Annotated in this window: 24 protein-coding genes; 15 read left to right on the top strand and 9 right to left on the bottom strand. The window is 66.6% G+C overall.

Going from position 1 to position 26,164, the window contains the following annotated elements:
* Positions 1-33: 33 nt before the first annotated feature.
* A complete protein-coding gene (gene cpaB / locus GRI47_RS08495; protein WP_160660832.1) occupies positions 34-1,089 on the bottom strand; it encodes a Flp pilus assembly protein CpaB in 1,056 nt (351 codons plus the stop codon).
* An 89-nt stretch (positions 1,090-1,178) separates the two neighbouring features.
* Positions 1,179-1,883 carry an A24 family peptidase gene (locus GRI47_RS08490; protein WP_160660831.1) on the bottom strand — a complete coding sequence of 235 codons (705 nt, stop codon included), beginning with the start codon at positions 1,881-1,883 and terminating at the stop codon, positions 1,179-1,181.
* Positions 1,884-1,965: 82 nt separating this feature from the next.
* Between GRI47_RS08490 and GRI47_RS08485 the strand changes: the two genes are divergently transcribed.
* Both GRI47_RS08485 and GRI47_RS08480 read left to right on the top strand, forming a co-directional pair.
* Positions 1,966-2,949, top strand: coding sequence for an alpha/beta fold hydrolase (locus tag GRI47_RS08485; protein ID WP_160661384.1), 984 nt, complete (start codon positions 1,966-1,968; stop codon positions 2,947-2,949).
* Entirely contained in the window at positions 2,946-4,040 is a 1,095-nt protein-coding gene (locus tag GRI47_RS08480) for an NAD(P)/FAD-dependent oxidoreductase (protein ID WP_160660830.1), read from the top strand. Before GRI47_RS08485 ends, GRI47_RS08480 begins: the two co-directional genes overlap by 4 nt.
* A 4-nt stretch (positions 4,041-4,044) precedes the next feature.
* Here GRI47_RS08480 and rnhA read toward each other — a convergent pair whose 3' ends face one another.
* From rnhA to ispH, 3 genes are read right to left on the bottom strand one after another with little or no spacing between them, the layout of a single operon-like run.
* On the bottom strand, positions 4,045-4,485 hold the full coding sequence (gene rnhA / locus GRI47_RS08475; protein WP_160660829.1) for a ribonuclease HI: 441 nt from the start codon (positions 4,483-4,485) through the stop codon (positions 4,045-4,047).
* Positions 4,486-4,513: 28 nt separating this feature from the next.
* On the bottom strand, positions 4,514-5,497 hold the full coding sequence (locus GRI47_RS08470) for a homoserine kinase (RefSeq protein WP_160660828.1): 984 nt from the start codon (positions 5,495-5,497) through the stop codon (positions 4,514-4,516).
* Between the two features lie 13 nt (positions 5,498-5,510).
* Positions 5,511-6,503: a 4-hydroxy-3-methylbut-2-enyl diphosphate reductase gene (ispH, locus tag GRI47_RS08465; protein ID WP_160660827.1), complete on the bottom strand. Its 993-nt coding sequence runs from the start codon at positions 6,501-6,503 to the stop codon at positions 5,511-5,513.
* Positions 6,504-6,613: 110 nt separating this feature from the next.
* On the opposite strand from ispH, the gene GRI47_RS08460 reads away from it, so the two are divergent.
* The 9 genes from GRI47_RS08460 (at position 6,614) to tatC (ending at position 13,935) form a co-directional block, all read left to right on the top strand.
* Complete coding sequence (locus GRI47_RS08460) at positions 6,614-7,264, top strand: hypothetical protein (protein WP_160660826.1); 651 nt, start codon at positions 6,614-6,616, stop codon at positions 7,262-7,264.
* Between the two features lie 82 nt (positions 7,265-7,346).
* Positions 7,347-9,095 (top strand): arginine--tRNA ligase, encoded by a 1,749-nt coding sequence (gene argS / locus GRI47_RS08455; protein ID WP_160661383.1) that lies wholly within the window; start codon positions 7,347-7,349, stop codon positions 9,093-9,095.
* A gap of 12 nt (positions 9,096-9,107) precedes the next feature.
* Positions 9,108-9,794: an SPOR domain-containing protein gene (locus GRI47_RS08450; protein ID WP_160660825.1), complete on the top strand. Its 687-nt coding sequence runs from the start codon at positions 9,108-9,110 to the stop codon at positions 9,792-9,794.
* Between the two features lie 79 nt (positions 9,795-9,873).
* A complete protein-coding gene (nagZ, locus tag GRI47_RS08445) occupies positions 9,874-10,893 on the top strand; it encodes a beta-N-acetylhexosaminidase (protein WP_160660824.1) in 1,020 nt (339 codons plus the stop codon).
* A complete protein-coding gene (locus GRI47_RS08440; protein ID WP_160660823.1) occupies positions 10,890-11,666 on the top strand; it encodes a segregation/condensation protein A in 777 nt (258 codons plus the stop codon). Before nagZ ends, GRI47_RS08440 begins: the two co-directional genes overlap by 4 nt.
* Positions 11,663-12,283, top strand: coding sequence for an SMC-Scp complex subunit ScpB (scpB, locus tag GRI47_RS08435; RefSeq protein ID WP_160660822.1), 621 nt, complete (start codon positions 11,663-11,665; stop codon positions 12,281-12,283). Before GRI47_RS08440 ends, scpB begins: the two co-directional genes overlap by 4 nt.
* Positions 12,284-12,372: 89 nt before the next feature.
* Positions 12,373-12,624, top strand: coding sequence for a twin-arginine translocase TatA/TatE family subunit (tatA, locus tag GRI47_RS08430; protein ID WP_160660821.1), 252 nt, complete (start codon positions 12,373-12,375; stop codon positions 12,622-12,624).
* Positions 12,625-12,649: 25 nt separating this feature from the next.
* A complete protein-coding gene (tatB, locus tag GRI47_RS08425; RefSeq protein WP_160660820.1) occupies positions 12,650-13,117 on the top strand; it encodes a Sec-independent protein translocase protein TatB in 468 nt (155 codons plus the stop codon).
* Positions 13,114-13,935, top strand: a complete 822-nt coding sequence (gene tatC / locus GRI47_RS08420) for a twin-arginine translocase subunit TatC (protein ID WP_160660819.1) — start codon at positions 13,114-13,116, stop codon at positions 13,933-13,935. Before tatB ends, tatC begins: the two co-directional genes overlap by 4 nt.
* Positions 13,936-14,277: 342 nt before the next feature.
* On the opposite strand, the gene GRI47_RS08415 is transcribed toward tatC, so the two are convergent.
* The 3 genes from GRI47_RS08415 to GRI47_RS08405 form a co-directional block, all read right to left on the bottom strand.
* A complete protein-coding gene (locus tag GRI47_RS08415) occupies positions 14,278-14,490 on the bottom strand; it encodes a hypothetical protein (protein WP_160660818.1) in 213 nt (70 codons plus the stop codon).
* Positions 14,491-14,597: 107 nt separating this feature from the next.
* Positions 14,598-14,804 (bottom strand): hypothetical protein, encoded by a 207-nt coding sequence (locus GRI47_RS08410; protein WP_160660817.1) that lies wholly within the window; start codon positions 14,802-14,804, stop codon positions 14,598-14,600.
* A 166-nt stretch (positions 14,805-14,970) separates the two neighbouring features.
* The gene (locus GRI47_RS08405; protein WP_160660816.1) at positions 14,971-16,656 is read right to left on the bottom strand and encodes an amidohydrolase; all 1,686 of its coding nucleotides are present in this window, start codon (positions 16,654-16,656) and stop codon (positions 14,971-14,973) included.
* Positions 16,657-16,765: 109 nt separating this feature from the next.
* On the opposite strand from GRI47_RS08405, the gene GRI47_RS08400 reads away from it, so the two are divergent.
* The 4 genes from GRI47_RS08400 to GRI47_RS08385 all read left to right on the top strand — a co-directional run bounded on the left by GRI47_RS08400 (position 16,766) and on the right by GRI47_RS08385 (position 25,565).
* Entirely contained in the window at positions 16,766-18,022 is a 1,257-nt protein-coding gene (locus GRI47_RS08400) for a threonine ammonia-lyase (protein WP_160660815.1), read from the top strand.
* Between the two features lie 211 nt (positions 18,023-18,233).
* Positions 18,234-19,106, top strand: coding sequence for an arginyltransferase (locus GRI47_RS08395; RefSeq protein WP_160660814.1), 873 nt, complete (start codon positions 18,234-18,236; stop codon positions 19,104-19,106).
* Between the two features lie 97 nt (positions 19,107-19,203).
* Positions 19,204-21,330 carry an autotransporter assembly complex protein TamA gene (locus GRI47_RS08390; protein ID WP_160660813.1) on the top strand — a complete coding sequence of 709 codons (2,127 nt, stop codon included), beginning with the start codon at positions 19,204-19,206 and terminating at the stop codon, positions 21,328-21,330.
* Entirely contained in the window at positions 21,330-25,565 is a 4,236-nt protein-coding gene (locus tag GRI47_RS08385; RefSeq protein WP_237452650.1) for a translocation/assembly module TamB domain-containing protein, read from the top strand. The genes GRI47_RS08390 and GRI47_RS08385 overlap by 1 nt, the downstream gene beginning before the upstream one ends.
* Here GRI47_RS08385 and GRI47_RS08380 read toward each other — a convergent pair.
* Positions 25,559-26,164, bottom strand: coding sequence for a fasciclin domain-containing protein (locus tag GRI47_RS08380; protein ID WP_160660812.1), 606 nt, complete (start codon positions 26,162-26,164; stop codon positions 25,559-25,561). The genes GRI47_RS08385 and GRI47_RS08380 overlap by 7 nt on opposite strands.

Here is a 26,164-nt window from a genome sequence, read left to right as displayed (position 1 = left end):
CTTCGCTTGAGGTCGTGTCTTGGAACGGCGCGCTCATCGCGTGCCTGCGGTGGACGGAATGGCCGCCCCGTTCTTGCCGATGCCGACGGCATCGGTCTGCTTGCCGCGCATCACGCGCACCGACGGTCCTGCCGGCTTGGCGGGCTCGGCGCCCGCCACCGTCTGCACGGGGCCGGTCGCAACCATCTGCTGCGGGGCCGGATCGCGCGCGACCTGGGGCGGGATGCTGGAGCGCTGGAAGCGCGAGACGTCGCCGCCGGTGGAGAAAGAGGAGACCTTGTCTTCGGGCCGGGCCATGGCGCGGCGCAGGAGGCGTTCTTCCTGTTCCGGCGTCGCATCGTCGGGGATTGCGATGTCGCCCGCGGCGAGCGCGCTTTCGAGATCGGAGTGAGTGTCGCTCAGCGAGCGCAGCGACAGGCTGAGCTGGCCGATCGTTTCGGCGACCGCGATCTTTTCCGCCATCTTGGGCGTGACTTCGAGCGTGACCGTGCGCGATTCGCGGACCACGGTCTTGCCGTTCTCGGTCTCTTGCGAGGTCGACTGGTCGGTGGCGAGCACGCGCAGATTGCGCATGATCGTTTCCGACGCCTTGAGCGGCTGGCCTTCGACGCCGGTGACTTCCTGCGTCAGCATGATGTCGACCCGGTCGCCGGGGAAGACGAAGCCCGCGACGCCGGTCTGGGCGGAGACGGGCACGGTGATGGCGCGCATTCCCGGGCTGAGCGCCGCGGCGAGGAAGCCGCGATCGCCGGGGCTGACGAGCGAACCCTGCGTGACAGGTTCGCCCGCGGTGATCGGATGGCGCACCACCGTTCCGAGCAGTTTCGAGATGTCCGATTCGCCTTCGAGGAAATAGGCGTCAGCCACCATTTCGGCGGGCCAGGACTGGAATCCGATCGATTCGGCGGTGATGATCGTGCCGGCGGGCAGGGCGCGCTGGGCGACCAGCACCTTGGGCCCGGTCGGGACCACGGGTGCCGCCTGTGCCTGCGGTGCGGCGGCGCCCGCAAACATGCTGCGCGCCACCATGGCCGTACCGACCGCGATGACCAGTGCGACGAGCAGCAGAACCAGTTTCTTCCTGTCCATGGCTTATCAAGCCCCCTTCGATGGCCCGCGCTTGGATGGCGGGCTGGTATAATCGACCGGCCTAGGGTCGAATGGTTAAGATCGCGTATTCAGCCCGCGAGCGGCGTACCCCCGCTTCCGGCAGCCAGATCGGTGGCTATGATCCACAATCCGGCGCTCGCTATGGCGAGGCCGTAAGGCACCTGAATGCGCCGCGCATGGCGCTTGATGACGCGCAGCGAGACGAGAGTCGCGACCAGCAAAAGCAGCGATGGCGCGACCGCGATGGCGAGCGTGGCTGCGAGGCTTTCGGCGCTCCAGTCGAGCAGGGCAGAGGGCAAGGCCGCTCCACCCAGAAGGACCGCGCCGATCGCAAAGGCGCACAGGAAACAGCCGATCAGGACGAGCATGTCGCGGCTCAGCCCGCTGCCGCTCGACGCGCGCACGCGCCAGGCGGCCATGCCCATTGTCAGCAGCCAGCCGATGATCGCCATCATCACGACCAGGGCAGGCAAGCGGTCGAACGGAATCCACAAGGCAAGCGCGCCCAGCAGCTTCACGTCCCCGCCGCCCATTTGGCCGAGGGCGAAGAAGAGATAGCAGGCGAGGAAAACGCCGATCCCGGCGCCGAGCTGGATCGCGACACCGGGCCATAATCCCAACCCGCTGCTCCACCAGTAAAGCGGGGCAGCAAGCGCGATCGACAGCGTCAGCCAATTGTAGATGCGGCGGCTCTTGAGATCGGTGGCGATCGCGATCAGCAGCGCGATTGCCAAGGCCCCGAGCAGTCCGTAGTGCGCGATCTGATGTAGCATCGTACCCAATTGGGCCCCTTTCGATGGGACCTGCTACAGGGTGCTGCTTACCAAACGGTAACCATGCGACAGGAGACGGGCGATCACCGACAGCGCATCATCCGATCCGATCGACCGGCGCGCGATCCCTCGGGCGGCGAGCGAGACGGTCTGGACCGCACGAGACGGCCATGAAATCCGCCGGATCGACTGGCCCGGTCAGGAGAGTGTTTCGGCCGATGCAGGGCGCGGCTCGATCCTGTTCTTTCCCGGTCGCGGCGATCATTACGAGAAATATCTCGAAACGCTGGAAGAATGGCATCGCCTTGGATGGCGCGTGACCGCAGCGGACTGGCGCGGGCAGGCGGGATCGGGCCGGTTGGGAGAAGATGCGACGACCGGTCATGTCGAGGATTTCCAGGTCTGGCTCGACGATCTGGCGGCTTTCTGGCGGGACTGGCAGGCAAGCACCCCCGGTCCCCGCGTCCTCGCCGCGCATTCGATGGGGGGGCACATCGTCCTGCGCGCCCTCGTCGAACGGCTGGTCGATCCCGATGCCATGGTTCTCTCCGCGCCCATGCTCGGCATGGCCGGTCCGCCGCTGCCGCTGGCCGTCCTGCAACCGATCGCGCGGCTCATGACGCTGATCGGCGATCCCACGCGCCCGGCCTGGAAATGGAGCGAGAAGCCCGGCGAGATGCCGACAAGGCGGCGCGACCTCCTGACGCATGACGACGATCGTTACGAGGACGAATTGTGGTGGCGCGACCATCGCCCCGAACTCGTGATGGGTCCGGGCAGCTGGCGCTGGGTCGAGCGGGCCTATGCCTCCACCAGGGCCCTGTTCGCGCGCGGCCAAATGGAGAATGTGACCATCCCCGTCCTCGTCGTCGCGACATCGGACGACAAGCTCGTCAGCCATGCCGCGATCGAACAGGCAATCGCGCGGTTGCCCAAGGGGGAGTTGTTCGAATTCGGGCACGAAGCGCGGCACGAGATCCTGCGCGAAGCCGATCCGGTGCGCGACCGGGCGATGGACGCGATCGCCGACTTCCTCGACAGAACCGTACCCGCTTCCGCCGAATGATGCTCCACGATTTCGCCATTATCGGCGCCGGGATGGCAGGCGCGAGCCTCGCCGCCGAACTCGCCGACCACGCCAGCGTCCTGCTGCTCGAAGCGGAGGATGCGCCCGGCTATCACGCAACGGGGCGCTCCGCCGCGTTCTGGGAGGAATGTTATGGCGGGCCGGAGATCGTCCCGCTCACGCTCGCTTCGGGCGATTATCTGCGCGACCACGGGTTTCTCGAGCAGCGCGGCGCGCTCTATGTCGGAAGAGAGCGCGACCGTGCGGCGCTGGACGGGTTCATGGATCGGTTCCGCGACACCGGCGCCACGATAGAGCGGCTGGAGCGCGCGGCCCTGGCCGAGCGGATACAGGGCCTGCGCGAGGAGTGGACGGGCGCGGTGTGGGAGCCTGCCTGTGCCGATATCGACGTGGCCGGCCTCCATGCCCATTACCTGCGATTGGCGAAGGCGCGCGGTGTCGATCTGCGCATCAGGGCACGGATCGCGCATATCGAACGCGATGCCGATACCTGGCTTCTCTCGTCCGAAAATGGCGAGCAATTTCGCGCCGCAACGCTCGTCAACGCGGCGGGAGCATGGGCCGATCCGCTGGCCCGGATGGCGGGCGTGAGACCGCTCAATATCCAGCCTTTGCGCCGCACCGTGGTCCAGCTTCGCGTCGATCCGCCCCCGCAGGCCGACCAGCCGCTGGTGCTCGACATAGCGGGGCAGTTCTATTTCAAACCTGAATCGGCCCGCATCTGGCTGAGCCCGCATGACGAGACGCCGAGCGAGCCCTGCGACGCCGCGCCCGAGGAACTGGCAGTGGCCGAAGCGATCGACCGTTTCCAGCGGGTGGTCGGTTGCAAAATCGAAGCGGTCGAGCGTCGCTGGGCAGGGCTCAGGAGCTTCGCACCCGATCGCAGGCCGATCTACGGCTACGATCCGCAGGTCGAAGGCTTCGCCTGGTTCGCAGGGCAGGGCGGTTTCGGCATCCAGACTGCGCCTGCCGCCGCCCGCCTCGCCTCGCAGCTGCTTCTCGGGCTGGAACGCGACGCCATGACAGCCCCGCTCGATCCCGGCCTCTACGCGCCGGATCGTTTCGGTTAGGGCGTCAGCCCGCCGCGATCGCGTCGGCCGCGTCGCTCGCCAGACGGTCCACGCGTTCGTTTTCGGGATGGCCGGAATGGCCCTTCACCCAGTGCCATTCGACCCGGTGCCGTTCGGTCAACGCGATTAGCTCATGCCACAGATCGGCATTGCGAACCGGTTTCTTGCTGGCATTGATCCAGCCGCGCTTCTTCCAGCCGTGGACCCACTTGGTGATCCCGTCGATCAGATACTTGCTGTCGGTGTAGAGATCGACCTCGCATGGTTCGATCAGCGCTTCGAGCCCCCGGATCGCGGCGGTCATTTCCATGCGGTTATTGGTCGTATCGGGATCGCCGCCCGACATTTCCTTTTCGTGTTGGCCGAGCCGCAGCAGCGCGCCCCAGCCGCCGGGGCCGGGATTGCCCTTGCAGGCGCCATCGGTGAACAGATCTACGCGTTTCATCGTCACGGCCCTTAGCGCGCTCTCGCCCTCAGGCGAAAGCCTCTTGGCCAAGGGCGCGATAGGTGTTCCATCGTCGTACGAAATCCATCGGGTCCTTGCGCGTGACGAGCGCGCCCGCAGGCGTCTCGATCCAGTCCTGCGCGCGGCTGGCGACGAAGCGCAGGCAGGCGCCCTCGGCCAGCAGGGGCAGCGCGTCGCGCTCGCGCCGTTCGAGCGGGCGCACCGATTCGTATCCTGTGACAAGCGCCTGGCCGAGTGCGGGATCGAAACGCGATCCATCCTTGGAAAAGCACCAGGCGGCGTGCGTCACGGCGAGATCGTAGGCCATCTGGTCCGCACAGGCGAAATAGAAGTCGATGAGACCGCTGACCCTATCGCCCAGCATCAGGACGTTATCGGGAAAGAGGTCGGAATGGACGATGGATCGCGGCAGGTCGCTTGGCCACGTCTGAGCGATCGCACGGGCGCGAGGCAGCACTTCGGGAAGGTCAGGATCGATCTGTGAGAGCGCATCGCTGCCACAGGATTCGAGGGTGGCGCAGTTTTCACCTGGCCCCAGATCGTTGTCGCGCGTGCCGGGGAAATCCTGCGCCGCAGCGTGCATCCGCGCCAGCGCCACTCCGACCGCGCGCGCCTGGTCGGCGCTCGGCGCGGTGGGCGACACGCCGGGCAGGAACTCGATCAGTGCCACCGCCTTGCCGTCGACCATGCGGAAACTCGCTCCATCGCGGTCGTGGATGGTGCGCGGCACAGAGCAGTCGGCGGCGGAGAGATGATCGAGCAGGTCGAGGAAGAAGGGCAGGTCCGCCGTTTCGATGCGGCGTTCATACATGGTGAGGATGAAGCGCGCGCCCTGCGAGCCGGTGCCGCCATCCTTGCCCGAAGTCTCGATCAGCCAATTGCTGTTCGAAACGCCCTCGGCGATGCCCTTGGCCGACACCAGATCGCCGACATCGTAGGCGGCGATCAGCGCGGCCAGCCGTTCGGTGCCCAGATTGGTATAGACCGCCATCCCTCGACCGATCTCAGTCGAGCAATTGGCGCGGCAGCTTGAACACCATCTTCTCTTCGGCGGCCATGATCGTGGTCTCTTCCACCGTGCGCCATTCGCCGAGCTTGTCGACCACTTCGCGCACCAGCAATTCGGGTGCGGATGCCCCTGCCGTCAGTCCCAGCGTTCCGACGCCTTCGAGCCATTGCGGATCGATATCCGAGGCGCGCTGGATCAGATGGGCATCCGTGCCCAGCCGCTCGGCCACTTCGACGAGGCGCAGCGAGTTCGAGGAATTGGGCGCGCCGATCACCAGCACCAGATCGCTGCCCGGCGCGATCTTCTTGACCGCGGCCTGACGATTGGAGGTGGCGTAGCAGATATCCTCCGCCTTGGGGCCTGATATATCGGGAAAACGCCGTTCCAGCGCCGCGATGACGTCCGCCGTGTCGTCGACCGACAAAGTGGTCTGCGTCAGATAGGCGAGCGGGGTTCCAGCGGTGAAGTCGAGCTTCGCGACATCGTCCACGGTCTCCACCAGCGTCATCTGCCCTTCGTCGACCTGGCCCATCGTGCCGATCACTTCCGGGTGGCCGGCATGGCCGATGAAGATGATGTGCCGGTCCTTTTCGATCTGGCGTTCGGCCTGGCGATGGACCTTGCTGACCAAGGGACAGGTGGCGTCGACATAGAGCATTTCGCGCCGGTCCGCCTCGGCAGGAACGGATTTGGGCACGCCATGGGCGCTGAACACGACCGGGGCGCCATCGGGCACCTCGTCCAGCTCCTCGACGAAGACCGCGCCCTTCTCGCGCAACGCATCGACCACGTAGCGGTTGTGGACGATCTCGTGGCGGACATAGACCGGGGCGCCGTATTTCTCGAGCGCCCGCTCCACGATCTCGATCGCGCGGTCCACTCCGGCGCAGAAACCGCGGGGGGCCGCGATGAGGAGCACTAAAGGCGGTTTCTCGGTCGCGTCGCTGGAAACGTCGGACAGGGGGTTCGGATGCAAGGGCGCGTTCATGCGCCGACCCCTAGCGCTTTGTGCGCGCCCTCGCTAGGGGAAGCGCTTTCCGGCGGGCCGATGCCTGCCACCCACGTCAAAGACCTATCTTGCCAGGGACATTCCAGCTCATGACCTCGCGCTCCAGCCTGCTCTCGATCCTCGCTCTCGGTATCGCGCTTGCGGGCTGCCGCTCGGAAGGCGAGCTGGTGATCGACCAGGGTGTCGGCATCACCGCCGTCCGCACTGCCTGCCCGGCGGTGGGCGTGCCCGATTATACCGGCGACATCACCACCTTCCGCAGCCCCAATTCGCGGCTCGCCAGCGATATCGACGTGACGGCGGCGATCACCAATGTCCGCTCGACCTGCAATGAAAGCGGCGACCGGGTCTATAGCGAGGCGACGTTCGACGTGGTCGCGCGCCGCACCGATGTGAGCGCCGCGCGCCAGGTGACCTTGCCCTATTTCAGCACCGTCCTGCGCGGCGGCAGCGCGGTGGTGACCAAGCGGGTCGGCAGCGTGACGCTGAATTTCCCGGCCGGCGCCGAACGCGCGCAGGCAAGCGCCAAGGCGGGCGGGTTCGTGGATCGGGCGGAAGCGACTCTGCCTGCCGATATCCGCGAGCAGATCACCCGACGCCGCAAGCCGGGCGATCCCGATGCCGCGCTCGACCCGCTGGCCGATCCGGCGGTGCGCGCTGCGGTCCAGCGCGCGACCTTCGAATTGCTGGTCGGCTTTCAGCTGACCGAAGCGCAGCTGGCCTATAACGCCACGCGCTGAGCGGATCGGGGCCACCCGCGCTCCGACCACCAGATAGCGACACCGGTTGCCGTGCGCCGCACGCGCGGCCATGGACGATTCGATGACCGACATGACGACACTCTACGCCCATTTCGCCGCGCGGATCGACGCGGTGCTCGACGCGCTCGAAATGGAAGGCGCGCTGCCCCCCGGAACCGACCGCTCGAACGTCGCGGTGGAGCCGCCGCGCGATCCCGCGCATGGCGATCTCGCCACCAATGCCGCGATGGTCCTCGCCAAGCAGGCGAAGAGCAATCCGCGCGCGCTGGCCGAGACAATCGTGTCGCACCTGGAACGCGATCCCGACGTGGTGTCGCTCGACATTGCGGGGCCGGGCTTCATCAATCTCAGGATCGAACCCGACGCCTGGCGCCGCGAGATCGCCGCCATCGCCGAACTGGGCGATGCCTATGGCCGCTCCGCGATGGGCGGCGGCAAGCGCGTGAACGTCGAATACGTCTCCGCCAATCCGACCGGGCCGATGCATATGGGCCATTGCCGCGGCGCGGTGGTGGGCGATGCTTTGTGCGGCCTTCTGGAATTCGCAGGCCACACCGTCACGCGCGAATATTACGTGAACGATGCGGGCGGCCAGGTCGACGTGCTCGCCCGCTCGGCGCACCACCGCTATCGCGAGGCGTTGGGTCAGGATGCAGGCGAACTCGCCGAAGGGCTCTATCCCGGCGAATATCTGATCCCGGTCGGCGAGCGTCTGGCCGGGGAATTCGGCGATCGCTATGCCGATGCGCCGACAAGCGAGTGGCTGCCGCTGTTCCGCACCCGCGCGGTCGCGGCGATGATGGACATGATCCGCGCCGATCTCGCTCTGCTCGGCATTCATCACGACCTGTTTTCGTCCGAAGCGGAATTGCAGGCGGCGAAGAAGCCCGAAGAGGCCGAGGCATGGCTGCGGGCCCGCGATCTCGTCTTTGACGGCGTCCTCGAAGCGCCCAAGGGCAAGGCCCCGCCCGAGGATTGGGAGCCGGTCGAACTGCCGCTGTTCCGCTCGACCCAGTTCGGCGACGATCAGGACCGCCCGATCAAGAAATCCGACGGGAAGTGGACCTATTTCGGCGCCGACCTCGCCTATCACTTCCAGAAGGCGGAAAGCGCCGACGCCCTGATCGACATCTGGGGCGCGGACCATGCGGGCACGGTCAAGCGGATCAAGGCCGCCGTAGCCGCGCTGACGCAGGGGGCGGGGCGCGACGTGCCGTTCGATGTGAAGCTCGTCCAGATGGTCAAGCTCCTGCGCGATGGCGAGCCGGTCAAGATGTCCAAGCGCTCGGGCAATTTCGTGACTCTGGCCGAAGTGGTCGAGGAGGTCGGCAAGGATGTCGTCCGCTTCACCATGCTGACGCGCAAGCCCGACGCGCAGATGGAGTTCGACTTCGCCAAGGTGGTCGAAGCGTCGAAGGACAATCCGGTCTTCTACGTTCAGTATGCCAATGCCCGCATCCATTCGACTTTGCGCAAAGCGAAGGAGCAGGGCATCGTGCCTTCTGGCGACCATCTCGACCAGCTGGACGAGGCGGAGCTGGCATTGGTGCGCGAGGCGGCGCAATTCCCGCGCGTGGTCGAAGCCGCCGCCACGGCGCGCGAGCCGCACCGGATCGCCTTCTATCTCGGCGATCTGGCCGCCGCGTTCCACAGCTTCTGGAACGCGGGGAACGACGATCCCTCGCTAAGGATGATCCAGTCCGAAAACGAGACGCTGAGCGCGGCGCGGCTTTTCCTGGCAGCGCAGATCGGGCAGGTCATCCGTAACGGGCTGGCGATCCTCGGGGTCGAAGCGGTCGAGGAAATGTGAGGGAAGCGAACCGTGGTTCAGGGCGTGCAGGACAGTCGCGAAAGCCGGACGCTTGATTTCGGCGCGGACGAGGAAAGCCTCCCCTGGCTCGAATCGGGTGAGGACGAGACGCAGACCGGTTACGACACCACGCGCCTGATCGGGATCGGCCTGCTGATGGTGGTTGCGCTGGGCGTGATCGTGGGCGCGATCTGGTGGGTCTCCAATTCAAGTGTGGGCGGCGGCCCCGAACCGGACGGATCGCTCGTCGAAGCGCCGGACGAACCCTATCGCACCCGGCCCGAGGATGCGGGCGGCAAGACCTTTGCCGGCACCGGGGATACGAGCTTCGCCGTGGGCGAGGGCCAGACGCGCGAGGGACGCCTCGGCAGCGGGCCTGCGCCGGTCGTCACGCCGACTCCGACCGAGACGGCCAGCGAACCCGAGCCTGCCGAAACGCCCGCGCCTAACTCCGGCGCCCTGCCGCGCGGCACGGCCGTGCAGGTCGGCGCCTATTCCAACCGCGCCGATGCCGAAGAAGGCTGGCGCACCCTGCAGCGGCAGACCGACGCGCTGTCGGGCGTCGGTTACCGCATTGTCGAGGGGCGGGCGGATATCGGAACGGTGTTTCGCCTCCAAGCCGCAGGCGAGGACAATGCGGGCGCCAGGCGGCTCTGCAACGCCTTGCAGAGCGACGGATTGCCCTGCCAGGTCAAATAGGGCGGATCGTACAGGCCTCGGCTATGGTCTGCCCGCAAGACGCTTGCGGCGGCTGCGCAAAGCTGCGATTCCCTTGCCCATGACACCCGCCATTTTCGGTATCGCCGGTCCGCGCCTGTCCGTTGAAGAGCGCGCCTTTTTCAAGGATGCCGATCCGGCGGGCTATATCCTGTTCGCCCGAAACTGCATCGACCGGGAGCAGATGCGCGCCCTGACCGACGAGTTGAAGGCGATCCACGGGCGCGAGAAGACCTTCATCTCGATCGATCAGGAAGGCGGCCGGGTCGCGCGGATGAAGCCGCCCGAATGGAACCGTTATCCGGCAGGCGAGGCCTTTGCCGAACTCTACGACGTCGCGCCTGCCAGCGCGATCGAGGCGACGAGGCTCAACGCCGAAGCCATCGCGCGCGAACTTTCCGAAGTAGGCGTTACGGTCGATTTCCACGCGCCCTTCGATGTCCGCCGTCCCGAGACGAGCGACGTGATCGGCGATCGCGCGCTGGGGACCGATCCCCTGACGGTCGCGGCACTGGGCCGCGCGACGCTCGACGGGATGGCGCGCGGCGGCGTCGTCGGATGCCTCAAGCATATGCCCGGCCATGGCCGCGCCACGGTGGACAGCCACAAGGAAATGCCCGTCGTCCACGCGGATGCCGAGGAACTCGAACAGGACATCGCCCCGTTTCGCGCGCTGTCCTCACACCCGCTCGGCATGACCGGCCACCTGATGTTTCCGGCCTGGGACGATGCGCATCCGGCAACCCAATCGCCGACGATCATCGAGCAGGTGATCCGTGGCGCGATCGGCTTCGACGGGCTGTTGCTCACCGACGATATCGACATGGAAGCGCTTGAAGGCAGCGTCCCCGAACGCTCCGAGCGGGCACTGGCCGCGGGATGCGACGTCACGCTCAATTGCTGGGCGAAGATACCGGATATGGAAGGCATCGCCTCGCGCAATCCCGATCTGAGCGATGCGGCCCGCGCGCGCCTCGATCGTGTGCTCGAAGCGATCGGTCCCTTGCCCGACGGGTTCGAGACGGCCGAACTCGTCGCGCGGCGCGATGCCTTTTTCGCCGCGGCACGGGACGCTGCGTGAGCGATAGCGCGTTCCTTTTCGCCGAAGGTGCGCAGGACAGGACCGGCGGGGACGAGGCGCTCTATCTCGAACTCGAGGGATGGGAGGGGCCGCTCGACCTCCTGCTCGATCTCGCGCGACGCCAGAAGGTCGATCTCAGGTCGATCTCGATCTTGGCGCTGGTCGATCAATATCTGGCCTATATCGACGAGGCAGAGGCGCTGAAGCTGGAGCTGGCAGCCGATTACCTCGTGATGGCGGCGTGGCTCGCCTATCTCAAATCCGCGCTGTTGCTCCCGAAAGAGGAGCAGGAGGACCCGTCGCCCGAGGAACTGGCGCTCAAGCTGCAATTGCGGTTGCAGCGATTGGGGGCGATGCGCGAGGCGGCCGCACGGTTGATGGGGCGCGACCGCATCGGGCGCGACGTCTATCTGCGGGGGCGTCCCGAGGGATTGGAAATCGCCCGCAAGACCCGCTGGCGGTGCGACCAGTTCGCGCTGATCGAGGCGTATGGGCGGGTCAAGGCGCGCACCGCACCCGCCGTCCACATGGTGCGCGAACGCCCGGTGATGACGCTCGATTCGGCGCTCGATCGCGTCACCGCCATGCTGGGTGTGACATTGGATTGGATGCGGCTGGAGGAGTTCCTCCCGCCCCATGCCGAGCCGCGCCTGCGCAAATCCGCGCTCGCCTCCAGCTTCGTCGCCGCGCTGGAACTGGCGCGCCTGGGCCGCGCCGAACTCGCGCAGGACGAGGTGTTCGGCCCTCTGCGCCTGCGGCGGGTCGCGGGATGAGCGCCGATCTCGAACGCGCGCTGGAAGCGGCCCTGTTCGCCGCCGAAGAGCCGATGAGCGCGGAGGAGCTGGCCGGTTTCCTGCGCGATGCACCGATCGAAGACGTGCGCGAGGGCCTTCGTGCGCTCGCCGGGCATTACGAGGCGCGCGGCGTCCGGCTGGTCGAGCGGGGCGGGCGCTGGCATTTCGAGACCGCGCCCGACCTTGCGCATTTTCTCAGGCGCGAGCGCGAACAGGTCCGCAAGCTCAGCCGCGCGGCGACCGAGGTGCTGGCCATCGTCGCCTATCACGAACCGGTCAGCCGCGCGGAAATCGAATCGATCCGCGGGGTGCAGACATCCTCCGGCACGCTCGACGTGCTGATGGAGGAAGGATGGGTACGGATCGCCGGGCGGCGCGAATCGCCGGGCAGGCCGACCATCTATGCGACGACCCCGGCCTTTCTCGACCATTTCAGCCTCGCCAGCCGCCGCGACCTGCCCGGCATCGCCGAACTGCGCGCCGCCGGGCTGTTAGATCCGGTGGAGGACGCGTATGACGACCTCATGGGGATGGGCGAGTGTGCGGAGGATGGTGCGGAACATGGCGCCGATCAGGGCGATCAGGCCGACACCTGACAGGGATTCGTACGCTCGCCCGCGCGATCCGCTGGCCTAATGGCGCGCGGACCCCTATATTGCTGGGACAGCTAGCAAAAGGTACTCAAATGTCGCTCGGTCCATGGCAGCTCATCATTATCGCCCTCGTCATCCTCGTCCTGTTCGGACGGGGCCGCATCTCCGAGATGATGGGGGATTTCGGCAAGGGTATCAAAAGCTTCAAGGAAGGCATGAACGAGGATGAGGCCGCTGCGAAGCGCCAGGATTCGCCGCGTATCGAAGGCCCTTCCCACGATGCCAAGCCTGCTTCCGAAACGGTGAGGGACGACGCCACGCGCACGCCTTCGGATCGCTCCTGATCCGCAGCGGCGGGCGCGCACGCATATGTTCGATATCGGAGCCGCCGAGCTATTGGTGATCGTCATCACGGCCATCGTGGTGATCGGCCCCAAGGAAATGCCGCGCGCCTTGCGGACTGCCGGGCGCTGGATCGGCAAGATGCGCCGCATGTCCAACCACTTCCGCACCGGCCTCGACGCGATGATTCGCGAGGCGGAAATGGAAGAGGCCGAAAAGGAATGGCGCGAGCGCAATCGCGAGATCATGGCGCGATCGGGTGGCGGAGACTTCGGCAGCGATCCGGTGCCTCCGGCGATGGAACCGCTGGCCGGTCCCGTGCAGCCAGACCCCGCACCGGATGCTGACGGAGCCGATGCGCGCGCCGAAGCTGCGATCGCGCGCGCGAAACCTCGCGAAGGGGCCGATGCGTCGGACAATCCGGAGGTCGCGGGTGAACCGGAACTGCCGCTCGATCCGCCGCCGCCGCCGATCGAAGGGCAGGCCGGGCGATGAAGGATCTCGACGAAACCCAGGCCCCGCTGCTGGAACATCTCATCGAATTGCGCACCAGGCTGGTGCGCTGCGTCCTCGCGCTGGTGATCGCCTTCGGGATCTGCCTCTATTTCGCGGATGCTATCCTCGGCGTCCTGATCCAGCCGCTGAAGGGCGCTTTCCCAGACGGGAAGGGGCAGCTCATCTTCACCAAGCTCTACGAAGTGTTCTTCGTCGAACTCAAGGTGGCACTGTTCTCCGGATTCTGTCTCAGCTTCCCGATCATCGCCAACCAATTGTGGGCGTTCGTCGCCCCCGGCCTGTATGCGCGCGAGAAGAAGGCATTCCTTCCCTTCCTTCTTGCGACGCCGCTGCTGTTCGCCGCCGGTGCCTCGCTCGCCTATTTCGTGGTCATGCCGACCGCGTTCGAGTGGTTCCTTGGGTTCGAAGGCGAAGCCGGAGGGATGGCGATCCAGGCCTTGCCGACGGCGAACGAATATCTCGGCCTGGTGATGCAGTTCATCCTCGCCTTCGGCATCAGCTTCCTGTTGCCGGTCCTGCTGCTGCTGTTGCATCGCGCAGGCATCGTCACACGCGATCAATTGGTTGGCGCGCGGCGCTATATCGTCGTGTTGGTGGTCGCCTTGTCGGCTATCATCACGCCGCCCGATCCCGGGTCGCAGCTGCTTCTGGCGATCCCGCTGCTGCTTCTGTTCGAAGGTTCGCTGATCCTGATGCGCATCGCGGATCGTAAAGCGAAGGACATCAGCGACCAGGAGGATCAGGCGGTGTCTGCCGGTGCGGCTACCGATCAAAAGGGCGATGCCGAAGCGTCCTGAGCGTTGAAGCACAGTTTCCGACCGCATACGGGCCAGAATTGTCATGCCGGATTCGGCGCGATCCTTCCGTCATTCCATGTCGAAACATTTTAGCGCGGCGGTTCGTTACCCGAGGCTCGGACGATCGATCGTCTTGCGCGAAGCATGTCCAGAATCAGGAGACGGCTTCGATTTCTACCGATCCCGTCGAGGATACGGATCGAATTTCATGGTTTGGATATTGCCATCCCGGACCGGGCGGGCCGGTGAACCCATAAAGCATACAGCCCCAATCTCAGCGAAACAGGGCCAAAAAAACGGGGCCGCGAGGCCCCGTTTTCTTAAACAGAATGTGCGATCGACTTAGGCGCTAACAGCGTCGTCGTCGCCATCGTCAGCGGCGATCACGATCGCGCCGATAATCGCAGCAGCGGCGAGAACGCCGATGATCAGACCAGCGCCACCGGCCAGTTCGGATTCACCTTCGACCGGAGCAGCGCTACGCTCGGCAGCGACGACCGGGGCGGAAACCAGAGCGGCGGCAGCGGCGACCGCAGCAACGTTACGAATCTTCATTTCAATCTCCTTCAGAGAACACAGCGTTTCTCATTCGTGTGGGGTGATAGGCGGGGTATTACTCGGATGCAAGATCAAATTGTGATCCGAAATGGTTCAATCGCAAATTACGGGCTGACGGGATCGTCGTCTTCGGAAAGAAAAACGATCGCGGCGACCACGACCGCGATGCCCGCGAGGAAGACGATCGGCGATTGTCCGCCCAGCGCGCTCTCACCCTCGACCGGTGCGGTTGCCCGCGTTTCGGCATGGGCGAGGACGGGCGCAAATACGAGCGCGGCAGCCGCGCCGGTGAAACAGATCTTGCGAAGCATCGACATTCCTCTTGCTGGCCTGCGCCCGAGCCGATCAGGACCGAAACACACGAATCGAGCGACCAGAAGCGCGCGGCTCGATCGCGAGACCGGGCCTAGACTGCCTTTGGTTTAGCCGAGGTTAACGCGGATCGAAACCCCATGCGTCCCTCCCTGCCACACAGATTTATTCGGTATCGGCGGCATAGACACGCCGCCCGCCGACCCATGTTTCCCTGACCTTGGTTCGCCTCACTTGTTCAGGCGTCGCAAGCAGTGGATCCTGATCCACGAGAACGAAATCGGCCCGTTCGCCGACCACCAGCTTTCCGAATCGGCCTTCTCCAAAACCCGCATAGGAGGCGTTCGCGGTGAAGGCAGCCAAGGCCTGTTCCCGGCTGACCGCCTCCTGAGGGCGCCAGCCACCGAACGGCTGGCCGTCGCTATCGGTGCGGGTGAAGGCGGCGGCCAGTCCGGCGAAGGGATCGGGCGATTCGACCGGGGCATCGGACCCGAAGGCCAGCATCGCGCCGGTATTGGCGATCGTCTTCCAGGCATAGGCCCCGTCGAGGCGATTCGGGCCGAGGCGGGCTTCGGCCATGGTCCGGTCGCTGGTCTGGTGGACCGGCTGCATCGAGGCGATGACCTTGGCCGAAGCGAATTTCGGAATGTCGACCGGATCGACGATCTGCGCATGTTCGATACGCCAGCGCCGGTCGCCGGAAAAGCTGTCCGCAATGTCGGCGATGGCGTTCAGCGCTTCGGCATTGGCGGCGGTCCCGATCGCGTGGACGGCCACCTGGAACTGGCCGGTGGCGGCCCGCACCATGATGTTGCGCAATTGCGCCGGGCTCATCAGCGGGAGGCCGGTATTGCCCGGATCGTCGGCATAGGGCTGCTTCAGCCACGCACCGCGCGACCCCAGCGCCCCATCGAGATAGAGCTTGATCCCGTTCATCCGCAATTTGTCGTCATACAGCCATGGCGTGGGACGCGGTCCGCCGATCGCTTCCATCGTATCCGCATCGGTCGCGTAGGACATGATGCGCAGCGTCAGCCGCCCCCCGTCGCCCGCGCGGCGGAAGGTGTGCCAATCGTCCATGCTGGTGCCCATGTCGGCGGCAGCGGTGATCCCCATCGAATGCAGCAATTCCTGCGCCTTGAGCAGGGCCAGGTCCCGCTCGGCCGGGCGCGGGGCGGGCACCACGCGCTGCACCAGCGCCTCGGCGGCATCGACGAAGACGCCCGAGGGTTTACGCGAACCGGGCAAGCGCTCGATCCGGCCACCAGCGGGATCGGCACTCGCCGCGGTGACGCCCGCCGCCTCGAGCGCGAGCGTATTGCCCCAGGCCGCATGGCCGTCGACCCTGCTCAGCCATACGGGCCGATCGGACACCGCGCTGTCGAGCTCCGCAGCGGTGGGGAAACGCCCGAGCCCCCATTTCTCCTGATTCCAGCCGCGCCCCAGAATCCACGGGCGCGCCGGATTCTCGGCGGCGAAGCGGCGAATCTTATCGAGCGCCTCTTCCAGCGAATTGGTGTCCGACAGGTCGAGCGTGAGTTGCGCGATGCCCAATTGCATGACGTGGAGATGCGCGTCGATCAGGCCGGGCAGCATCACCTGGCCCTTGCCGTCGAGCAGATAGTCGACCTCGCGCGGGCGCTTGTCATTGCGATCGTAGACCGCCTTCACCCTGCCGCCATCGTCGATCAGGATCGCGGTGAAGCGGTCGATCTCGCCCGCCTCGTCGATCCTGATGCCGTCGACATTCTCGATCAGCTGGTCGGCGAGGGCGGGCGTGGCGGCAAGGGTGCTCGCGAGCGCGCAGGTGCTGATGAGGAGGATGCGGCGGGCGGTCTTCAAGGCTGTCATGGGCCAGGGATTATCGGGGATGGGCGCTTTGCGGAAGGGTAAAGCGCGATGCGGCTACGGCTTTTTGCGTGATTGCGCCGATCGCCCGCGCGCCGTAGGGGCACCCGCCATGAACCAGCAGCATGACAGCACCGCCCCTGACGAGAAGGCGACCGCGCTTCTCACCATCGACCATGTGCGCGCCGCCGCGGCCCGCATTGCCGGACAGGTCGTTGAAACCCCCATGCTGCATTCGCAGACCCTGTCCAAGATCACCGGCGCGGATGTCTGGCTGAAGTTCGAAAACCTGCAATTCACTGCCGCCTACAAGGAACGCGGCGCGCTGAATGCGTTGCTGCAACTGGCTGAGGAACAGCGCGCGCGCGGCGTGATCGCGGCATCGGCGGGCAATCACAGCCAGGGCCTGTCCTATCACGGCACCCGCCTGAACGTGCCCGTCACGATCGTGATGCCGAAGACCACGCCCACCGTAAAGGTCATGCAGACCGAAAGCGTGGGCGGCATGGTCGAACAGTTCGGAGAGACCTTCGATGAAGCCTATGCCCATGCCCGCAAGCTGGAGCGCGAGCGCGGGCTGACCTTCGTTCATCCCTTCGACCATCCGCATGTGGCGGCGGGGCAGGGGACGGTGGCGCTCGAAATGCTCGAGGCGAAGCCGGATCTCGACTGCCTCGTCGTACCGATCGGTGGCGGCGGCCTGATGAGCGGGATGGCGACGGTCGCCAAGGCGCTCAATCCAGAGATCGAGATGGTTGGCGTCCAGGCGAAGCTGTTCCCGTCGATGTATGCGCATCTGCGCGGGGAAGACATGGCCTGCGGGGGCGACACGCTGGCCGAGGGTATCGCGGTCAAGGCGCCGGGCGCATTCACCTCGCAGGTGATCGCGGAACTGGTGGACGAGGTTCTGCTGGTCGACGAGCCGACGCTGGAGCACGCGGTGTCCCTGCTGTTGCAGATCGAGAAGACCGTGGTCGAAGGCGCGGGCGCGGCGGGGCTGGCGGCGATCCTCGACAATCCCGAGCGCTTCGCGGGGCGCAAGGTCGGGCTGGTGCTGTGCGGGGGTAATATCGACACGCGCCTGCTCGCCAACGTGCTGTTGCGCGACCTCGTGCGCAGCGGGCGCATGGCGCGCCTCAGGATCACCTTGCAGGACCGGCCCGGCGCCCTGTTCCGGGTGATGGGCGTGTTCGACGCGCACAATGTCAACATCCTCGAAATCCATCACCAGCGCATCTTCACCTCGCTTCCTGCGAAGGGGCTGTTCACCGAGATCGAGTGCGAGGCGCGGGATGCGAACCAGATGCGCGGCCTCGTCGCGGCATTGCGGGACAAGGGTTATTCGGTCGAAGAGGTCGCTGTCGACTGATGGCGGGGCCTGAACGCGGGGCCTGAACGCGGCGCCGTTTTTTCGCAGCGTTAACCATTCGTCTCGTTCCGCGAATGCGACCATCGGAACGCGGCTGCGCAGAAAACGTGGTTAAGGACCTTTTAACGCCGGATCGAAACAGGCATAAACCCGTCTCTGACCAGAGCATTATGGTTCGCTCTGACCTTAAAGGCCGAGGAGACAGCCCGCCGTGACGGCACCGATCCGCTTTCCCCGTTTCTTCGTGACCTCTCCGTCGCCCTGTCCCTATCTGCCGGGCAAGAGCGAGCGCAAGGTGTTCACCGAACTGCGCGGCGAGAATGCGGACGAGCTGAACGAGGCGTTGGGCCGGATCGGTTTCCGCCGCAGCCAGACGGTCGCCTATCGCCCCAGCTGCCTCGACTGCCAGGCCTGCGTCTCGGTGCGCGTGGTGGCGCAGGAATTCCGCCCGTCGAGCAGCCAGAAGCGTCTGATAAAGGCCAATCGCGATCTGGTCGCGACCGATTGTCGCCCCTGGGCGACCGAGGAGCAGTTCGAACTGCTTCAGAAATACCTGTCCGTGCGCCATCCGGGCGGCGGGATGACTCACATGGAAGAGACCGATTTCGCCGACATGGTGGAACACACGCCGGTCACCAGCACGGTCATCGAATATCGCGAGCCGACCGAGGACGGGCGCCCCGGACGGCTGGTCGGCGCCTGCCTGACCGATGTGCAGGCGGATGGCCTGTCGATGATCTACAGCTTCTACGATCCCGACCATGCCGAGCGTTCGGGGCTTGGCACCTATATCATATTGGATCATATGCGGTTGGCGGCAGAGCGTGGGCTGCCGTATGTCTATCTCGGCTATTGGGTCGCCGGGTCGGACCGGATGCAATACAAGGTCAGGTTCCGGCCGCTCGAGCGGCTTACCCGGTCGGGATGGGAGCGGATTTCGGATGAGGAGCAGACGAGGCTCATCGCCTCCGCCACTGCGTCGCGCTCGACGGACCGCAGGGCCGACCGGCCTGAGGCGCGTGCCTGCAAGGATGCCGTTCCCGCCGATCGCTCCGAATCCGCGCGCTACGACTTCGTCGGCTGACGTCGATTTCCTCTCCCAGAAGAGCCCATCGCACCGGCTGACGGCGCGGCTCCTGTCCGCGAGCGGTGCCGTCGCGATTGCCATGGCGGCGCTCGCCATGACCGGAATCGCACTCCCCGCGCCTCTCTCGGCGCAGGGTCAGGCGACCGATGCGGAACTGGAAGACCTGATCCCCGACAGCGCGGTCGATAATCCCCAAGGCTGGGCGAGCGACAGTTCCGATCCGGGCGGTGACACGCCGGAGGAGGAGTTCGGGGCTGACGGCGCTGACCTCGATCCCGAAACGCCTCTCGCGGACCTGCCCGACCTCGCGGTCGAATGGCCCGACGATCTCGAGCTTCCGCCGCTCGACATCGATCTCCCCGAAGAGGATATCCAGTTCGCCGATCTCGAGATCGCGGGCCCCGAGGTCGCCTTTACCGAGGCCGATCTGGTGCGATTGAACGATTCGCTGACGCTCGGCTTCCCTCAGCTCGACCCGCCCTTCACCGAACGCGGCGATTTCGTCGAACGGTTCGAAGCGCTCTCGACCATCGAGGAGCTGGATGGCGACGACGAGAACATCGCCCAGCTGGCCGCCCGCGCGCGCGAGGACGAGGAATTGCTGGCCGAATTGCTGCGAGTCTACGGGTTCTATGACGGCCGGATCGCGCGTTCCATCGGGACCAGCGGCGCCGCAGGCGGAGCCGACAATGCCAATCCGCCGCGCCCGACCGTGCGCTTCGATGTCATCCCCGGCCAGCGCTATCGCTTCGGGGCGATCGACCTGGGCGCGCTCGGTACGGCGCGCGATGCGGATGTCCTGCGGCGGGCGTTCGAGATCCAGCCGGGCGATCCGATGCAGAGCGACCGGATCGAGACCGAACGGTTCGACCTCGACACCGCGCTGGGCGAATTCGGCTATGCCTTCGCCACGATCGACGAGCCGCAATTGCTGATCGATCACGATCGCGACGAGGGCGATCTGACCATGCCGGTCACCCCCGGCGGGAAATATGTCTTCGGCGCGGTTACCAGCAGCGACGAGAATTTCCTCCCCGGCGATCACCTCGCCACCATCGCGCGCTTCGATCCGGGCGACATCTACCAGCGCAGCCTCGAACTCGACCTGCGCCGGGCGATCACGGCCACGGGATTGGTCTCCTCGGTCACCATCACTCCGCGCGAAGTCAGCGCCCCTGTGGGCGACGAGCCGGGCGTGGTGGCGATGGATGTCGGGATCGAGCGGGCCGATCTGCGCACCATCGCGGGTGCGATCGGATACGGGTCGGAAGAGGGCTTTCGCCTCGCCGCCAGCTGGGAACATCGCAATCTTTTCCCGCCCGAAGGTGCGCTCAAGGTGCGCGGCATTCTCGGCACGCAGGAGCAATTGTTCGGCGTGGGCTTGCGCAAGAACAATTTCGGCGGGCGCGACCGCATCCTCAGCCTCGATGCCTATGCCAGCACAATCGACAGCCCCGCTTTCGACGCGAACACGGCGGGCCTCGTCGCGACTTACGAGCGGCGTTCGACCTTGCTGTTCCAGAAGCCGGTCAGCTGGTCTGCGGGCGTCGAACTGGTCGCGACCGACGAACGCCCGCCTGCGGTCGGCGGCGTAGCGGCGCCGCGATCGACCTATCTCGTCGCGGCGATCCCCGGCTACATCCTGCTCGATTCGACCGACGATCTGCTGGACCCGACCGAGGGGTTCCGTGTCTCGGCCAATCTCTCGCCCGAGGTTTCGCGCAATCGCGGCACGCAAAGCTTCTATCTGCGCGCGCGCACCGATGCCTCGACCTACAAGCAGGTCACGGACAAAGTCGTCATCGCCGCGCGCGCGGCCTTCGGCGCCATTCCGGGGACGGACCTTGCCAATATCGCGCCTTCGCGCCGTTATTACGCGGGTGGGGGCGGGTCGGTGCGCGGTTACGGCTTCCGCCAGATCGGCCCGCGCGACACTCTGGGCGATCCCAGCGGCGGGCGCAGCGTGGTCGAAGGCGCGGTCGAGGCGCGCATCCGCACCGGCTTCTTCGACGGCGCGGTTTCGGTGGTGCCCTTCCTCGATGCAGGCTCGGTCAGTCAGGACGTGATCCCCGATTTCGATGAGATCAAGCTCGGGGTGGGCGTGGGCCTGCGTTATCATACGGGGTTCGGCCCCCTGCGGCTCGATGTCGGCGTGCCGCTCAATCCCGGACCCGATGATAGCCCGGTCGCGGTCTATGTCTCGCTCGGACAGGCGTTCTGATGGCCGTCTTGATGGACGAGGATCAGGTGCCCGAAGCCGTCGCGGAAACGGATGGCCGCCCGCGCGGCACTAGGCGGCGCCATGCCGGGCGGACGGCGAAATGGCTGGTCGGCATTCTCGCGGCGATAGTCCTTCTGATCGCGGCGGCGGCGGTCGTCCTCAACACGCCGGTCGGCGAGCGTTTCCTCGCTGACCGGATCGCGGCGCGCACTCTGCCCAACGGGCTCAACATCCGCATCGGGCGGATCGAGGGCGATCTCTACGGACGCGCGCGGCTTTACGACGTGGTGCTGTCGGACCCGACGGGGCCGTTCATGACCATTCCCGAGGCGGAGCTGGACTGGAACCCCGGCGCGTGGCTGCGCAACACGCTCGATATCGACGAGTTTGCCGCGCGCCGCGCCACGCTGACGCGGCTGCCCGAATTCCTTCCGAGCGAGGAGGACGGGCCGATCCTGCCCGGCTTCGACATTGCGATCGACCGGCTGGCGATCGAGCGCCTGACGCTGGCCGAAGGGATAGCGGGCGACCGTGCCGAGACGCTCGATCTGATCGCCGAGGTGCAGCTGCGTGATCGCCGCTTGAAGGTCGACACGCGCGGCGCGCTCCAGTCCGGGGACCGCTTCGCCGCGCTGATCGATGCCGCGCCCGATCGCGATCGCTTCGATCTGGGCCTGACCTACGTTGCGCCCGAAGGCGGCGCGATTGCGCGGATCGTCGGAGCGCAGGCGCCCTATACGGCCCGCATCGCAGGCGATGGCAGCTGGAGCCGGTGGGACGGATCGCTGCTGGTGCGCCGGGGCGAGGACCGTTTCGCGGCGTTCAGGATCACCAATCGCTCCGGGCGTTTCGGCCTGTTGGGGCAGGCGGAACCGGGTCCCGCGCTGGACGGGCTTCTGGCCGATATGCTGCGCGGGACCGTCTCGCTGCGCGCGGAAGCGACGATCGAGGATCGCCGGATCGAGGGCGACTATGTCATCTCCGCCCCCGCCTTCGCGGCGCGCGCGGAAGGGCTGGTCGATCTGGCCGAGAACCGCGTCGGCGATGTGGTGGTGTCGGCGCGTCTGCGCGATCCCGGTCTGTTCGGCGGTCTCCGGCTCGAAGATGCGACGCTCGATGCAACCGTGGACGGCCCGTTGCGCGATCTCGCGGTGGATCACACGCTCGAAATCGGAGAAGTGACCAGCGGCGGAACGCGGATCACGGATCTGCGCCAGCAGGGTATGGCACGGTACGATGGCGCGCGCTGGACCTTCCCGCTCGACGCCCGGCTGGGACGCGTTGCGACGGGCAATGATCTGCTCGATCCGCGCCTCGTCAACGGTACGCTGCGCGGCACGGCCCTTCTCAGCGGAGCGCGCCTGACAGCCGAAAATCTCGCGCTGCGCTTCCCGACGACGAGCGCGGATGTTGCCTTGCAGGGCGATCTGGGGCGCGGACTGTTCGGGATCGCGGGCGATGTGCGCGCCCAGCAGGTCGCGTTCGACGATATCGGAAGAGCCAGTGGCGCGGCGCGGATCAGGGCGACCATCGCGCCCGGCACTTGGCAGGTGCGCGCGGACCTCGACGCGCGGGTTGCGCCGGTCACCAACGCGACGCTCGCGAACCTCGTGGGCGAGCCGATCCGGCTGCGGGGCGGGGTCGGCTTCGGCTCGGGTGTCCCGCTGCGCTTCGATGATCTGAACGTCGCCGCCAGCAAGGTGACCGCGCGCCTCGACGGGACCATCGCGGACGGGGTGACCACGCTCGCCGGGACGGGCCGCCATGTCGATTATGGGCCGTTCACGGTCGAAGGCCGGATCGCGCCGGGCGGGCCGGAAGCGGTGCTCGTCTTCGCCGATCCCCTGCCCGCGGCGGGCCTCAGCGATGTGCGCCTCGCCATCGCGCCGAGCGAGAACGGCTTTCGTATCGAGACGCAGGGCGGCTCCACCCTCGGGCCGTTCGACGGAGTGCTGACCTTGGTGGCGCCGGGCGATGGCGCAACGCGGATCGCGATCGAGCGGCTCACGCTTTCGGACACCGCCATACGCGGCGATCTGACGCTGGCAGAAGACGGGATCGCTGGCGACCTCGCGCTTTCGGGAGGGGGTCTCGACGGGACGATCGCGCTCGCGCCGCGTGGAGGCGGGCAGGGCTTCGATCTCGATCTGGAGGCGCGCAACGCGGTCTTCGGCGGCGCGACGCCGATCACGATCGCCCGCGCGACGATCGACGCGCGCGGCCTGCTGGCGGAGGGCAATTCCACATTCTCCGGCACGGCGCGCGGTGCGGGCCTGTCCTACGGCACGCTCTTCATCGGACGCTTCGCAGCGCAGGGCGAAGTGACGAACGGGCGCGGGACGGTGGACGCCTCCATCGCCGGACGGCGTAGCGGCAGCTTCGCGATGGATCTGAAGGCGGGGATCGCGCCCGAACAGGTCACCCTGGCGGCGCGCGGCGAGTTCGCGGGACGGCGGATCACCATGCCTCGCCGCGCGGTGCTGGCCCGGCTCGACGATGGCGGCTGGCGCCTCGACCGGACGCTCGTCAAGTTCGGCGGCGGCGGCGTTCTCGCCTCAGGGCGCTTCGGCGGCGGCGAGACTACCTTCGATCTCGCCCTGTCGAAAATGCCCCTGTCGCTCGGCGATATCGTTGTGCCGGACCTGGGTTTGGGCGGGACGATCTCGGGCCGGGTCGATTTCGCGCTCGGCCCCGACCGCCTACCGCGCGGGCAGGCGCGCGTGAAGGTGGACGATCTGCTCCGCTCCGGCCTCGTCCTGTCGAGCCGCCCTGTCGATCTGGCCCTGGTCGCCAATCTCACCGCCGAACGCCTCGAAGCGCGGGCCGTGGTGGAAAATCAGGATATCCGACGCGGACGGATGCAAGCGATCATCACCGGGCTGCCGCAGACAGGGACGTTGGACCAGCGGTTGCGCAACGGTGCGCTCAGGGCCCAATTGCGGTATCAGGGCGCGGCGGAGAGTCTCTGGCGCCTCGCAGCGATCGACGCCTTCGATTTGACCGGCCCGGTCGCCATTGCCGCCGATGCGAGCGGAACGCTGGCCAATCCGCGCGTGCGCGGGTCTTTGCGGAGCGACGCGCTGCGGCTGCGCAGCTCGCTGTCGGGAACCGATATCCGCGACATGGCGGTGCGCGGCACCTTCGCCGGATCGCGCCTGCGCCTGTCGCGCTTCGCGGGGACGACGCCCAATGGCGGCAGCGTCACGGGCAGCGGGACCGTCGATCTCGAAGGGTTGGGCGAGCGGGTGCAGGGCCGCTTCCTCGAAGCGCGTGGCCCCAAGCTCGATCTGAAAGCGGCCGCCACGAATGCGAAGCTGCTCGCCGCAAACGGGATCGAGGCGACGGTGACCGGCCCCTTGCGGATCGTGTCCGACGGGTTCGGGGGGACGATCGCGGGCAGGGTGCGGATCAATCGCGCCAGCTGGCGTCTTGCCACGGCGGCGGAAGACGTGCGCCTCCCTCGCATCGCGACGCGTGAGATCAACCGCCCCGCCGATATCGGACAGCGCGTGGCGCCGGGACGGCCCTGGCGCTATCTCATCGATGCGCGCGGCACCAACCGGATCGATGTCGAAGGCATGGGGCTCGACAGCGAATGGGGCGCCGATATCCGTATCCGCGGCACGACCGACGATCCGCGCATCGGCGGCGAAGCGCGGGTCGTGCGCGGCGATTACACCTTTGCGGGCACACGCTTCGAACTGTCACGCGGGGCGATCGAATTCGACGTGACCCGTCCGATCGACCCGAGCCTCGACATTCGTGCCGAGAGCGAGCGCGACGGGATCGAGGTCGAAGTGCGCGTGACCGGAAGCTCGGAAGAACCGGAAATCACCTTCAGCTCCAACCCCGCTCTGCCCGAAGAGGAAATCCTCGCCCGCCTCCTGTTCGGCGGTTCGATCACCAATCTCTCGGCGACCGACGCGCTCCAACTGGGGGCAGCGGTCGCGTCCTTAAGAGGCGGGGGCGGGATGGACCCGATCAACCAGCTGAGAAGCGCCATCGGGCTCGACCGGTTGCGCATCGTCAGCGCTGACCCTGCGCTCGATCGCGGCACGGGTATCGCGCTGGGCAAGAATTTCGGCCGCCGCTTCTATGTCGAGATCATCACCGACGGACGTGGCTATTCCGCGACCGAAGTCGAATTCCGCATCACGAGCTGGCTTGCGCTGCTCGCCTCGGTTTCGACCATCGGTCGCGAAAGTGTCGTCGCCGAGATCAGCCGCGATTATTGAGCGGCGATGCTCTCATTACCGGGTTCGGATGAGGAGGAGGCCGCACCCTGAGGGACCAGCGCGGCGTCGATCGGGATGACGACACCGTTATCGGCCTCGATCGGTTCCCCGGCAAAGCGGGCCACACCATTGCCGTCGCGCGAAACGGTTATCGTATTGCCCTCGCGCGAAAAGGTCAGCGATCCGCCGCCCATGGTGGTCATGCTGACCGAACCGCCCTCATCGTCGATCGCCTTGCCGATGGCGTCGGGCGTGATGTGCCCCGGCACGATATGTTCGCGCAGGAGGCCGACGAGAAGCGGGCGCTGCTCGACCTCGAGCAGGCGCTGACCGTTCTCGCCCAGCGCGGCGAAGGCGTCGTCATTGGGGGCGAACAGCGTGTAGCTACCCGACCCGTCGAGCACCTCGGCGAGCTGCGCGTCGGTTATCGCCCGCGACAGGGTCGACAGATTGGTGGCAGTCGCCACCGCCTGCGCGACGGTATCGCGGTCGGTCTGGGCCGTGGCCGGGGTCTCATTGGGATCGGCGTTGCAGGCCGCCAGAGCGAGACTGGCGGGAAGGGCGACGAGCGCGAGAGCGCGCATGGGTGTCTTCAGCAT

Source organism: Qipengyuania pelagi (assembly GCF_009827295.1).
In the GTDB taxonomy this organism is placed as follows: Bacteria; Pseudomonadota; Alphaproteobacteria; order Sphingomonadales; family Sphingomonadaceae; genus Qipengyuania; species Qipengyuania pelagi.
This window is presented reverse-complemented; position numbering and strand designations above follow the sequence as displayed.